We start from the raw sequence: 12886 nt of genomic DNA, 5'->3' as shown, positions 1-12886 counted from the left end.
CGCGAACCGCACCGCGCGGACCTACCCTGGAGGGACCTCGTTCCCCCGCAGGTCCACGACACCAACGCCTATCCGAAGGATGGCTCCGACCCCGATGGTCACGCCCGACCCCGGTGACGAGAACGCGCCGACCCAGCGGATCGAACCCACCGCGCCCACCACACGCATCGGCCCCGACGCGGACCGCACGCCCGCGGCCCGCACGCGCTGGGCCACCCGTGTGTTCCGCCCGGGAACGGCCCGAGGGGGCGACACCGAGCCCACCCGCGTGTCCTCCCCGGCCGCGGACCGCACCAGCGTCCTGCCCGGCGCCGGTCAGGCGGACGCCACCCGCACGGCCGCCGCGGTCCCCGGCACGCGCCCCGCCCGCACCATCCCGGGCGACGGCCGCACCGACGGCCGCGCGCCCTGGTGGCGGACCCTGTTCGGCCCGCTCCTGGACTGGATGGCCCGCCTGGTCTCGCGCGTGGTGGTCGGCCCCGCCAGCGACCTCGACTACGCCGTCCCCGCCGAACTGCGCCGCCGCTACCGCGTGCTCGACCACATCGGCGCGGGCGGCGAGGCCGTCGTCTACCTGGCCGAACCCACCGACTCCCCCGGACGCCGACTCGCGCTCAAGGTGTACCGGCCCGGCCACGACATCAACCGCGAACTCCTCGACCGCCTGCGCGCCCGCGGCACCGCCTCGCCGCACACCCCCGCCATCCAGGGGTACGGCACCGCCGCCAGCTCCTGGGGCGAGGACCTGGCCTGGGAGGCACAGGAGTACTTCTCCCACGGCTCGCTGCGCTCGCTCATCGACCAGGCCCCGCTGTCGGACGAGCGCGCCCGCGCCGTGGTCTCCGCCGTCGCCGACTGCCTGCACCACTGGCAGGACGAACTCCAGCACAACCACACCGACGTCAAGCCCGAGAACCTGCTCGTGCGCTCCCTGGACCCGCCGGTCGTGGCGCTCACCGACTTCGGCGGCGCCGTGCGCGCCACCATGAGCCGCGTCTACGGCGGACTGGCGGTCACCGAGGACTACGCCGCGCCGGAGGTCGTCGAGGGCCGCCGCGAGGCGCCCGCGGCCTGGTGGTCCCTGGGCGTGATCGTGCACGAACTGGTGGCCGGACGCCGCCCCGAGCGCGGCGGCAACTGGCTGACCGCCCGCAACACCGAGGTGGACATCTCCGCCATCACCGACGAGCGCTGGCGCCTGCTGGCCCGCGGCCTGCTCACGCTCGCGCCCTCGGCACGCTGGGGCCACGACGAGGTCGTGCAATGGCTGGCGGGCGAGCGCCCGCAGATCCGCGCGGTCACGCGCCTGCGCCCCATCGAGTTCGCCGGAGCCAGCCACGAGGACCCGCCGAGCCTGGCCTTCGACCTGCTCGACCGCTCCGAGACCGGCGCCATGTGGCTGCGCACCCACTGGTCGCAGCTGCGCAGCTGGCTGGACCGCGAGGTCAACGACTACACCTTCGACCGCGCCTACCTCACCGGCCTGGACGCCCACCCCGAGCAGGCGCACGTGGCGATCAGCGCTCTGGCCGCCCGCTACGTGCCCGGGATGCCGCCGCGCTTTCGCGGCCACGAGATCAGCGCCGACGGGCTGCTGGACCTGGCCACCGGCGACGCCAGCCGCCACGCGGTGGTGCGCGAGGCCGTGACCTCGGGCGCGGTCGGACTGGGCGCCCAGCACTGGTGCCCGCACCCGGCCTGCCGCTCGGGCGGTTCGGGGCGGTGCGCCCTGCTGGAGCGCGTCCAGCACGAGGTGCCCCTGATCATGCGCAAGGTGTCCGAGAACGTCGACCAGCTGGTCGGCTCGGGCCCCGACGCGCCCCGGCGCCCGGACACCCACGAGACCGACACCGCCTGGGCCAGGGCGGTCGAACTCGTCCTGCTCCCCGACACCGCCTCCCGGAGCCGGTCGCTGCTGCGCCGCCAGTCCTGGCACCCGCGCCAGCGCACCGCGGCCCCGCACGCCCCGTGGTGGGTGGAACAGCGGCGCCTGGCCCTGCGCGACGCCAACGGACGCGACGCCCTGGCCACCCGGGCGGCCCTGATCACGGCGGTGCTCCTGCTGCCCGAGGCCGCGCGGGTCGGCGGCGCGGTCGCCGAGCGCGAGCGCGCCGACGGCAGGGCGCGCCGACAGGACCGGTGGGCGTCGCTGGCCGGTTCGGCCGGTGAACGCTGGTCCCAGGTCCGCGAGAAGGCGGCCGGAGTCCGCAGGCGCGCCGCCGGTACCTCCGCGACCGGCCGACCGGACGGTCCGACAGCCCCCCACCCCTACAACCCCGCAGGACCGCAGGACACCTCGCTCGACCCCCGCGAACAGGAACGCCGCAGGCGCCGGGCCGACAAGACCATGGGCCAGATCCAGCGGGCGATGAAGGCGGGCGCGTGCCGCCGGTTCGCCTACCCCGCGGCGCTGCTCGGACTCCTGGACGGGCTGGGCCGCGTGGTGCGCCCGCAGGAGGGCTTCTACCCCGAGAGCGAGTTCGTGACCTCGGCCTACACCGGGCTGCTGGACGCCGGCAACGGGGCCGTCCTGGGCTGGCTGTCGGAGCTGACCGGCGCCGTCACCGGCCTGCTGCCCGGCGACGTCGGCGCGGCGTGGTGGCTGCCGGTGCTGCTGTCGGTGCTGCTGGTGGCGCTGGGCCGCTCGGCGGCCAGCAGGAAGCCCACCTCGCGGGCCCGTCGGCGCCTGGGCGCCTTCCGCCTGGCCGTGGTGGGAACCCTGTTCATGGTGGTGGTGCTGTTGTCCACGGGGCTGCTGGCTCTGGGCTCGGGTGTGCTGATCCCCTTGGACGGCCTGCTCGCCTAGGACCTGCCGGGCGGGCGGTCGCCCGGACGGCCGCCCGCCGATCCGGGAACCCGGGCGAAACGCTCCCCGGCGGGCCGTCCGGGACCACCGGGCGGGCCCCTCCACCCCGCTCCGCGCGGGTGCGCTCAGGGCCGGAGCCTGCTCAGGGTGTAGCCCCGACCGGCCGGGTCCAGGGAGCGCGTGGCCCGCTTGAACAGGTACTCCGCACGCGGGTAGGAGAGGCGCCCTCGCCCCGTCAGCGGGCACAGGTCGGCCGCGGCGGGGCGCCTCGCCGGTCCCGGACGCCGGTCGGCCAGAAGGAGCGGCCCCCGGTCTCGCCCAGCCACCAGCCCGGGCAGCAGCCGAGCGGCCCCCGACCGCCAGCCCACCCAGCCGTCGCCCGCCCGCGCACGGCGGTCCTCCAGGTCCAGATCCTCCACGTTGAGCGCCAGCACGGACTTCACCCGGGCACCGGACTCGTACAGCAGCCGCCACAGCACGCGCTCGCGAAGCGCGAAACCCTCCCCGTCGCACAGGCGCGCCACGGTCTCGGGGCCGAGCGGCGCGCGCGGGGAGCGGGTCTCGCCGCGCCGTTCCAGGTCCGCCGCCAGATCCTCCAGCCCCGCCCAGGCGCCGAAGGAGCGCACGGTCGACCGGTGCCGGTTCCACGTGCGCGGGGCCGCACCGCCCCAGGCGGTGGCGAACACGCCCGCCACCCGTTCGGGGGTCAGGTCGGCCAGGGGCAGCCCCTCCCCCAGTGAGCGGCACAGCCGGTCCAGGGTCTGGCCGTAGGAGCGCAGCGTCCCGGGGTCCAGGTCGTCGCGGCCCAGGAACCCCCGGGCCGTTGCGCCCAGGTCGGGCCTGGTCGGCTCGGGGACCGCGGTCTCCTCGGCCCGGCGTGACAGGAAGGCGCGTTCGGCGGCGTTCTCGGCCAGCAAGGCGGCGCGCTCGAACTCCCGCCTCGCCTCGGCGGCCCGCCCCAGCCGCAGGAGCAGGTCGCCGCGCACGCCGGGCAGCAGGTGGTAGTCGCGCAGGACCGGGTCCCCCGCCAGTTCGTCGACCAGGGCGAGCCCCTCCTCCGGCCCGCGGGCCCTGCCGACCGCCACCGCCCGGTTCAGGCGCACGACCGGGGTGGGCAGTCGGACGACCAGTTGGTCGTAGAGGGCGGCGATACGGGTCCAGTCGGTGTCCTGCTCGCTGGTGGCCCGGGCGTGGCACACGGCGACGGCGGCCTGGAGCACGTAGGGACCGGGCGGGCCGCCCGCGTCACGGGCGCGCAGCATGGCGGCGAAGCCCCGGCGCACCAGCAGGGGATCCCAGCGGCCCCGGTTCTGCTCGTGCAGTCGGACGATCTCGCCGGAGGGACCGGTCCGGGCCCCGGCCCGGGACTGCTGGAGCTCCATCAGCGCCACCAGGCCGTGCACCTCGGCCTCGTGCGGCACCAGTCCGGCCAGGGTGCGGCCCAGCCTCAGCGCCTCCAGGCACAGGCCGGGGCGCATCAGGTCCTCGCCCGAGGTCGCCGCGTAGCCCTCGTTGAAGACGAGGTAGACGACCCCGAGGACGGAGGAGAGGCGCTCGGCCAGCTCCCGTCCGTCGGGCATACCGAAGGCCACCCCCTCCTCGGCGAGCAGCCGTTTGGCCCGTGCCACGCGCTGGGCGATGCGCCCCTCCCCGGTGAGGAAGGCGCGGGCGATCTCCCCGTTGGTCAGCCCGGCCACCAGGCGCAGGGTCAGCGCGACCCTCTCCGGAGTGGACAGCACCGGATGGCAGGTCACGAACAGCAGGCGCAGGACGCCGTCCTCCGGGACGGGCGCAACCCCGGGACCGCGCTCCAGCTCGTGGGCGATCTCCTCGTGCCTGCGCTCCAGGCGGTGCTCCCGGCGCAGGCGGTCCAGGACGCGGCGCTTGGCGGCGGTCATGAGCCAGGCGCCGGGGTTGTCGGGGATCCCCTCACGCGGCCACTGCTCCAGAGCAGCGACGAGGGCGTCCTGGGCGCACTCCTCGGCGGCGCCGACGTCGTGCGCGATCCGGGTGAGCGAGGCGACGATCCGCGCCGACTCCATCTTCCAGACCGCGTCGACGGTGCGGTGGACATCGGTCACACCGAAGATGACAGCACCGGCCGGGCGCGTGCGCAACCCGGCCGGCGCCGCGGCGGGTCAGGGACCGAAGACCTGCTGGATGACGCTCTCGCCGTCGCCGACGATGCGGCGGAAGCGGCGGGCGACCTCAAGGGCCTCCTCGCGGGAGCGGACCTCGACCAGGGCGAACCCGGCCACGGCCTCCCTGGCCTCGGTGAACGGGCCGTCGGTCACGGTGATCTCCTCGCCGGCGGAGACCATCCGGACGCCGCCGGGCTCCAGCCCCCCGGTGGCCAGAAGGACTCCGGAGGCGGTGAGCTCCTCCACGAACGCGCCCATCTCGGCGTACAGGCCCTCGTCGTCGCGGGCGTCCTCGGCGGGGCGGGTGGTCATCAGGAAGCGCACGGCGTGCTCCTTCGTCTCGTTTCGTTGCCTTCGGATACACGTCGAACGAGGTGATGTGACAGGGAATGGCGGCGTTCCCTGTCACATCGCCGCAGCGACGTGACAGGGAGAAGCACAGAAACACGAGAGAGGTCCGGCCATGACCGCCACCACCGCCACCGCACCCCGTGTCCGCCGCGCCACCGCGGGCACCACCCGCGCGCTGCTCGCCGGCGCGGCCCTCGCGGCGCCCCTGTGGGCCGCCGTCTCCTTGGCGCAGGCCGCCGCCCGGGAGGGGTTCGACCTGACCCGGCACCCCCTGAGCGCGCTCAGCACCGGCGAACTCGGCTGGCTCCAGATCACGAACTTCCTGGTCGCGGGCGCCCTGACCGCCGCCGGAGCCCTGGGGCTGCGCCGATCCATGGGCGACGCGCCCGGCGGCACGTGGGCGCCGCGGCTGGTCCTGGTCAACGGCCTCGGCATGATCGCGGCGGGGCTGCTCGTCATGGATCCGGCCGACGGCTTCCCCGTCGGCACCCCCGCGGGGATGCCCGAGCAGCTCACCTGGCACGGCTACGGCCACATGGCCGCCGGATCGGTCTCCTTCGCCGCGCTGATCGCAGCCTGCTACGTACTGGGGCACCACTACGGCCGCACCGGCCACCGGAGCACGGCCGCCGCCTCCCGTGTCGCGGGCACCGCTCTGCTGGTCGGCAACGGCTGGGCGATGACCGGCGGCCAGTACGGCTCGCTGACCCTGGCCGTCGGAGCCGTCACCGCCATGCTGTGGGTCTCGACGGTCGCCGCACTCCGCCTCCGAACCTCCTGAACAACTTCCGTCACACGCGCCACGTGTCCCGTCGTGTCCCCCCGACGGGGCGCGTGGGCTATGATCGCCCGGTTCGACACACGGACGCACGACCACGACGGGGAAGCAGGTGTCAGGTGGGTGAGGTGATCGAGCTGCGCTCGGGAGAGTACCGAGCGCGCGTCGACCGCACGGGAGCGGGACTGCGGGCACTCACCTGGCGCGGCCGCGACGTGGTCTGGCCCTACGACGGGGACGGCCCCAAGGCCTTCCAGGGCCAGGTGCTCGCGCCGTGGCCCAACCGCGTGACCGAGCACGGCTACCGCTTCGACGGGGTCGAGTACCGTCCCGAACCCAACGACCCGGCCACCGGCACCGCCATCCACGGCCTGGTCCACGACCAGGCGTGGACGCCGACGTCGGTCTCCGGGGACGCTGTCGAACTGCGGCTGGACTTCGGGGGCGGACCCGGCTTCCCCTTCCCCCTGGCGATGACCGTCGCCTACCGGCTCTCCGACGACGGACTGACGGTCGCCACCACCGCCCGCAACCCGGGCGGCTCCCCCCTGCCGTTCGGCCTGGGCTTCCACCCCTACCTCACCTTCGGCGAGCCGCTGTCCGCCCTGGCCGCGCGCGGGGAGTTCGCGCTGGAGGTCACCGCGGGCACCCGCCAGCCGGTGGACGGGCAGATGCTGCCCGTGGGCGACCCCGTCCCCGTGGACGGCGGCGAATTCGACTTCCGCACGCCCGGCCGCCAACTGGGCGACACCGTCCTGGACACCGCCTTCACGGAGCTGGAGAGGGACACCGACGGGCGCGCGTGGGTGCGGGCGAGCGGCCCCGAGCACCGGGTGTCGCTGTGGTGCGACCGCAGCTTCGGCTGGTTGCAGCTGTTCACCGCCGACACCCTCGGCGGTGACGACCACCGGGCCCACCTGGCCGCCGAGCCCATGACCTGCCCTGCCAACGCGCTGGCCACCGGCACCGACCTGATCGTGCTGGCCCCCGGGGAGTCGACCGAGCACGTGTTCGGCATCCTCGCCGAGCCCCTGGCCTGAGCCCCGGCCCGCCGACGCGCACGGTTCCGGGCGGGGTCAGCCCGAACCGGAGGGCTCCCGGCCCAGCACGTCGCTGAGCCGCTCCAGGTCCTCCACCGTGTCGATGTCCTCCGGGCTGGCGATGTCGTCGCAGGGCACGGCGGTGACCAGATGGGAGTACGCGCGCAGGAACGGGCGCGCCCCCACGTCGTGCACGGCCATGGCGTAGGCCGTCGACCAGTGCTCGCGGCCCAGCAGCACGGGGTTGCGCTGGTTGCCGCGGTAGGTGGCCACCGCGGCGCGGGCGCCCTGCTCGTGCGCCTCCACCAGACGGCGCACCGCCTCGGGGGTGACCAGGGGCTGGTCGGCCAGCGCGATCAGCACCGCGTCGACCGTGTCGGGCAGGGCGTCGATCCCGGCGCGCACCGAGGACCCCATACCGGTCCGCCAGTCGGGGTTGTGCACCGTGTGGGCACCGCGCACCGGGGTGTCGGCCGCGCCCAGCACCACCATGACCGGGGCGCAGCCGCCCGCGGTCAGCGTGCGCACACCGCGGTCCACCAGGCGTTCGCCGCCCACCTCGACCAGCGCCTTGGGCCGCCCGAGTCTGCTCCCCGAACCCGCGGCCAACAGCAGGCCCGCCACCGGGCCCGTACACGTGCGCTCCCCGCCCTGCTCCTGCCCCCCAGTACCCATGACGTGATGATGCCACGCACGGGCACGCGGGATGGGCGACCTGGCACAGCCCGTCCCACCCTGTTCCGCGACCGCCCCCACGAACCCGCCGTGACCAGGCACTCCGCGGCCCGACGGGTTTCGGTTCACTTCACACGGTGGCCGAATCCGGCCGGAACCAGGGGTTTACCCGACGCGTCGTGGTGGATCCGGCCACTGGTCTCGCGCAGGGCCCGCCCGCTGCCGCCCCACCGCACCTGCACCAGCTCCGCGGCGATCGAGACCGCCGTCTCCTCCGGGGTCCGTGCCCCCAGGTCCAGACCGATCGGCGAGTGCAGGCGCGCCAGCTCCGCCTCACCCACCCCGGCCTCGCGCAACCGCTCCAACCGGTCCTCGTGCGTGCGCCGGGACCCCATCGCGCCGATGTACCCGGCACGGGTGCGCAGCGCCGCGCTGAGCACCGGCACGTCGAACTTGGGGTCATGGGTGAGCACGCAGATGGCCGTGCGCTCGTCGATCTGGTCGGCGATCTCGTCCAGGAACACGTGCGGCCACTTGACCACCACCTCCTCGGCGGTGGGGAAGCGCTTGGCGGTCGCGAACACCGGCCGGGCGTCGCACACCGTCACCCGGTAGCCCAGATAGGTGCCCAGGTCCGCGACGGCCGCCGCGAAGTCGATCGCACCGAACACCAGCATGCGCGGCGCGGGCGCGAAGGACTGCACGAACACCTCCAGCTCGTCCCCGCGCCGCTGCCCGTCCGCGCCGTAGCGCAGCAGGCCCGTGCTGCCCTGGGCCAGCATGCCGCGCACGTCGTCGTCCAGGGCGTCGGCCAGCCTGTCGCTGCCCAGGTCCCCCTCGGCGTGGCCGGGCCAGACCACACGGCGCCGCCCCACCCGCCCCTGACCGGAGGGGTCGGAGACGATGGTGGCCACGGCGACCGGCTGGTGCTCGTCGACCGCGCCGATCACCGAGCCGAGCTGGGGGTAGGAGGACCGGCTGATCGGCTCCACGAACATGTGCAGCGTTCCGCCGCAGGTCAGGCCCACGCTGAAGGCGTCGTCGTCGCTGACCCCGTAGGTGCGGCGCACGGGAACCCCCGTGCGGATGACCTCCAGGGCCTCCTCGTAGACCGCGCCCTCCACGCAGCCGCCGGACACGCTGCCGACCGCCTCCCCGGAGGCGCTGACCAGCATCGCCGCCCCGGCGTCGCGGGGAGCGCTCTTGTAGGTGTCGATCACGGTGGCCAGCGCGAACGTCTCGCCCGACGCGTACAGGTCGGACACGGCCGCTCGAATGTCGCGCACGCGGTACCTCTTCCACGTTCCGTCGGTGGCTCTCGGTACCAAACTATGTGCCCCGCACAACACTCGGGAGCCACCGATCCTCAGGAATTCGGCGGCTCCCTCAGGAGGTTCCTACGAGCGGTCGGGCTCGCGGCCCTCGCCTCGCTCGTGCAGCAGCGCGCGGAACTCCTCCAGGGCGCGCCCGGCGGACTCGCCGTCGGCGCGCTGGACGGCCATCACCGCCAGGGTCGTGCCGTCGGACAGGTCCGCCGAGGGCCAGGGCTCGCCCTCGGGCATCCGCACGTCCACGACCTCCGCCCAGGACAGCACGTGGGTGCGGATGCTGTTGACCACCGTCACACCCTCCTCAGCCGCCACCAGCCGCGGCCGGGCCAGCAGGTGCAGGGCGGCCGCGATGGCCAGGCCCAGACCCACCATCAGAACCCGGTCCATGACCCCCCAGCTGCCCGGCAGGATCGCCGCCAGGACCGCCAGGGTCACCACGATCAGCAGCGCCAGGCCGTAGGCGACCCACCGCACCGACCGGGGCCGCCACGTCCTGGGCAGCACCGCCTGCCCCGACTCCTCGCCGTCCACGGGCTGTTCCCTCGTCCGCACCAACTGCTCCACTTCTGGACCGTGTCCGCCGCGGCCCCGGCACGCCGCCGGGCCGCGCCCCGCGACGCCGTACCGGCGGACGGACCCGCCAGGACCCGCGGCGCGCACCGCCCGCCACGAACCGCCCGGCGGCCACCCGCCGGACCGGGACCCGCGCGCGACACCTCTTCGACCGCCCGCGTGCGCGGACGGCCCACCACCGTCACCGTGCGCGCCACCGGACCGGATCAGCGGCGCAGCCCGCGCAGGACCGCCGCCGTGTCCAGGGCGGCCAGCGCGGCCTCGGCGCCCTTGTCCTCGGCGCTCCCCGGAAGTCCGGCGCGGTCGAGCGCCTGTTCCAGGGTGTCACAGGTGAGCACGCCGTTGCCCACGGGGGTGGAATGGCGCAGCGCCACCTCGGTCAGCCCGTGGGTGACCGACTGGCACACGTAGTCGAAGTGCGGTGTGCCCCCGCGCACGACCGCGCCCAGGGCGATCACGGCGTCGTGCTTGCGGGCCAGCTCCTGGGCGACCACCGGGATCTCGACTGCCCCGGCCACCTCCACCACGACGGGCTCGGCCGCACCCGAGGACCTCACCACGTCCAGGGCTCTGGTGAGCATCGGCTGGACCACGCCCGCGTTCCAACGGGTCACGACGATGCCCACCGACATCCCCGAGGCTTCGACACCGCTGCTGTCGGGGCGTCCTTCACCACTCATGGGCTCCTGCTTCCTCTCCGAACGAACTGTGCGGGCCCCGGGCCGCCGCCGGGACGGACACCGCCCCGGCCCGCGAGGGGGCGCCGAACGCGAAGCGGCCGGTCGGCCGCGCCGCGGGACCGGTGTCATCGGGAGACGCCGGTCAGGTCGTGGCCCATGCGGTCGCGCTTGGTGCGCAGGTAGTCGATGTTGTCCTCGGTGACGAAGGAGGGCATCGCCACCCGCTCCTTGACCCGCACCCCGTGCTGCTCCAGCCCCTCCGCCTTGGCGGGGTTGTTGCTCAACAGGCGCACCGACGACACCCCCAGGTCCGCCAGGATCTGCGCCCCGGCGCCGAACTCGCGCGCGTCGGCGGGCAGGCCCAGGCGCAGGTTGGCGTCCACGGTGTCCGCACCCTGGTCCTGGAGGCTGTAGGCGCTCAGCTTGTGCAGCAGGCCGATCCCCCGGCCCTCGTGGCCGCCCAGGTAGACGAGCACCCCGCGCCCCTCCTCGGCGATGTCGGCCATGGCGGAGTCCAGCTGGGCGCCGCAGTCGCAGCGGTGGGAGCCGAACGCGTCGCCGGTGAGGCACTCCGAGTGCAGGCGCGCCAGGACGTCGGCGCCGTCGGTCAGGTCCCCGTACACCAGCGCGACGTGCTCGGCCCCGTCGGCGGTGCCCCGGTACCCGAACGCGCGCCACTGGCCGTACCTGTTGGGCAGACGCGTCTGGACCGCGCGGGTGACCAGCGGCGGGTGGGCCTCGGCCTCGGTGAGCGCCTCCCCCAGCGCCTCGCGGTGGGCGGCGAGCTGCTCGACCGAGACCAGCTTGAGGCCGTGCTCGTCGGCGAACGCCCGCAGCTGGGGCAGACGGGCCATGGTGCCGTCGTCGTTGACGACCTCGGCGAGCACGCCCGCGGGACGCAGACCGGCCAGGCGGGCGAAGTCGACAGAGGCCTCGGTGTGGCCGCGCCGGGCCAGCACGCCGCCCGGGCGGGCGCGCAGCGGCAGGACGTGGCCGGGACGCACGAAGTCGGCGGGGCCGCTGCCCCGCGCGGCCAGCAGACGGATGGTGCGGGCCCGGTCGGCGGCGGAGATGCCCGTGGTGACGCCCTCGCGCGCGTCCACGGTCACCGTGTAGGCGGTGCGCAGGCTCTCCTCGTTGCGCGCGGTCATCAGCGGCAGGTCGAGGCGGTCCAGGTCCTGGCCCTCCAGGGGGACGCACACCACGCCGGAGGTGTGGCGGATCGTGAACGCCAGGAGTTCGGGCGTGGCGAGCTCGGCGGCGAAGATGATGTCGCCCTCGTTCTCGCGGTCCTCGTCGTCCACCACCACGATGGCCCGCCCCGCGGCGAACTCGGCGACGGCCTCCTCGATCGTGTCGAGGACGACGGCCTGGTCGATCGGTGTCGTGGCCGGGGTGGGCTCGGTGACGGTCATGGCCGCTCCCTGGGATGCGTCGTGGATGTGGGTGGCGGGGCGGGCGGCGGCCCGCCCGCGCGGGTCCGCCCCCTCGTGCCGTGCTCGGGCGCTCACGCCCGCGGGCGGACCGCCGCCACGGCGGCGATGCGCTCGACGTACTTGGCGATGACGTCCACCTCGATGTTCACGGCGGCACCGGCGGCCAGTCCGCCCAGGGTGGTCGCCCGCAGGGTCTCGGGGATGAGGCTGACCTCGAAGAACTCATCCTCGGCCCCGGGCTCGCTGACCGCGGAGACGGTGAGGCTCGTGCCGTCGACGGTGATCGAGCCCTTCTCGACCACGTACGGCGACAGGTGGGCGGGCAGCCCGAAACGCAGAACGTCCCAGTTGTCGCCGGGATTCCGGGAGACCAGGGCGGCGGTGCCGTCGACGTGGCCCTGGACGATGTGGCCGCCCAGGCGGCCGTCGGCGCGGGCGGCGCGTTCGAGGTTGACCCGGGAGCCCGGGACCAGGCCGCCGAGGCTGGAGCGGTCCAGCGACTCCTTCATGACGTCGGCGGTGAAGGTGCCCTCACCCCGGTCGACGACGGTCAGGCACACGCCGTTGACCGCGATGGAGTCGCCGTGTGCGGCGTCCGAGCTGACCAGGGGGCCCCGGACGGTGAGCAGTACGGCCTCACCCGTGGTGCCCGCGGCCTGGATGGAGACGACCTCGCCGAGTTCCTCGACGATTCCGGTGAACACGCCCTTGCCTTCCCTTCGCCTGGTGGCTCCGGGGTGAGGGGACGCGTGGAGAAGGGTCCACGAACAGGACGGCACCGGGGCCGCGCGTCAGCGGACGCGGGCGGCGGGGGGCCGTCCCGACACGTACTGCCTCCCATCCGGACTTTCACCGTCGGTACCGGAATTCCACCGGTTCAACCGGCCGATGGACTCGGCCGGGTCGCGGACTGTCACCGCCGGTTCGGAATTACACCGACCCCGGAGCACGTGTTGAACTTGCTGGTAGGGATCCTAACCCCTCGTCAACAGGAGCGCCTAGCCGGTGTGACGCGAATCATCGGCCCCCACCGCCGACGGCGCGGACGGCGCACGCGCGGACGGGGACCCCGGCG

11 protein-coding genes and 1 riboswitch are annotated in these 12886 nt (G+C 74.7%); of the genes, 3 read left to right on the top strand and 8 right to left on the bottom strand.

Annotated features, from left to right (window positions below; all coding sequences use genetic code 11):
- Positions 1-94: 94 nt before the first annotated feature.
- Positions 95-2806 carry a serine/threonine-protein kinase gene (locus PV789_RS08505; protein WP_274978091.1) on the top strand — a complete coding sequence of 904 codons (2712 nt, stop codon included), beginning with the start codon at positions 95-97 and terminating at the stop codon, positions 2804-2806.
- A 125-nt stretch (positions 2807-2931) separates the two neighbouring features.
- Here the strand turns inward: PV789_RS08505 and PV789_RS08500 are convergent, their stop codons facing one another.
- Positions 2932-4887, bottom strand: a complete 1956-nt coding sequence (locus PV789_RS08500; protein ID WP_274976899.1) for a sigma-70 family RNA polymerase sigma factor — start codon at positions 4885-4887, stop codon at positions 2932-2934.
- A gap of 57 nt (positions 4888-4944) precedes the next feature.
- Positions 4945-5271, bottom strand: coding sequence for a YciI family protein (locus tag PV789_RS08495; protein ID WP_274976898.1), 327 nt, complete (start codon positions 5269-5271; stop codon positions 4945-4947).
- Between the two features lie 139 nt (positions 5272-5410).
- Here PV789_RS08495 and PV789_RS08490 point away from each other — a divergent pair, with 139 nt between their 5' ends.
- Positions 5411-6079 (top strand): DUF998 domain-containing protein, encoded by a 669-nt coding sequence (locus PV789_RS08490; protein ID WP_274976897.1) that lies wholly within the window; start codon positions 5411-5413, stop codon positions 6077-6079.
- A 116-nt stretch (positions 6080-6195) separates the two neighbouring features.
- Positions 6196-7116 (top strand): aldose 1-epimerase family protein, encoded by a 921-nt coding sequence (locus PV789_RS08485; RefSeq protein WP_274976896.1) that lies wholly within the window; start codon positions 6196-6198, stop codon positions 7114-7116.
- 36 nt (positions 7117-7152) lie between these two features.
- On the opposite strand, the gene PV789_RS08480 is transcribed toward PV789_RS08485, so the two are convergent.
- The 6 genes from PV789_RS08480 to PV789_RS08455 all read right to left on the bottom strand — a co-directional run bounded on the left by PV789_RS08480 (position 7153) and on the right by PV789_RS08455 (position 12515).
- Positions 7153-7740 (bottom strand): nucleotidyltransferase family protein, encoded by a 588-nt coding sequence (locus PV789_RS08480; protein ID WP_212644540.1) that lies wholly within the window; start codon positions 7738-7740, stop codon positions 7153-7155.
- Positions 7741-7916: 176 nt separating this feature from the next.
- Positions 7917-9077, bottom strand: a complete 1161-nt coding sequence (locus PV789_RS08475; RefSeq protein WP_274976895.1) for an XdhC family protein — start codon at positions 9075-9077, stop codon at positions 7917-7919.
- Positions 9078-9188: 111 nt separating this feature from the next.
- A complete protein-coding gene (locus PV789_RS08470) occupies positions 9189-9653 on the bottom strand; it encodes a PH domain-containing protein (protein WP_274978090.1) in 465 nt (154 codons plus the stop codon).
- 248 nt (positions 9654-9901) lie between these two features.
- A complete protein-coding gene (gene ribH, locus PV789_RS08465) occupies positions 9902-10375 on the bottom strand; it encodes a 6,7-dimethyl-8-ribityllumazine synthase (protein WP_274976894.1) in 474 nt (157 codons plus the stop codon).
- Between the two features lie 125 nt (positions 10376-10500).
- The gene (locus tag PV789_RS08460) at positions 10501-11790 is read right to left on the bottom strand and encodes a bifunctional 3,4-dihydroxy-2-butanone-4-phosphate synthase/GTP cyclohydrolase II (protein ID WP_274976893.1); all 1290 of its coding nucleotides are present in this window, start codon (positions 11788-11790) and stop codon (positions 10501-10503) included.
- A gap of 92 nt (positions 11791-11882) precedes the next feature.
- Positions 11883-12515, bottom strand: a complete 633-nt coding sequence (locus tag PV789_RS08455; protein WP_274976892.1) for a riboflavin synthase — start codon at positions 12513-12515, stop codon at positions 11883-11885.
- Positions 12516-12634: 119 nt separating this feature from the next.
- A riboswitch (FMN riboswitch) is annotated at positions 12635-12765 on the bottom strand.
- Positions 12766-12886: the final 121 nt, after the last annotated feature.

The sequence above is a fragment of the Nocardiopsis camelliae genome (genome assembly GCF_028993595.1).
Classification (GTDB): Bacteria; Actinomycetota; Actinomycetes; order Streptosporangiales; family Streptosporangiaceae; genus Nocardiopsis; species Nocardiopsis dassonvillei.
Note: the sequence above shows the minus strand (reverse complement) of the source record. Positions and strands in the feature narration are given on the sequence as shown.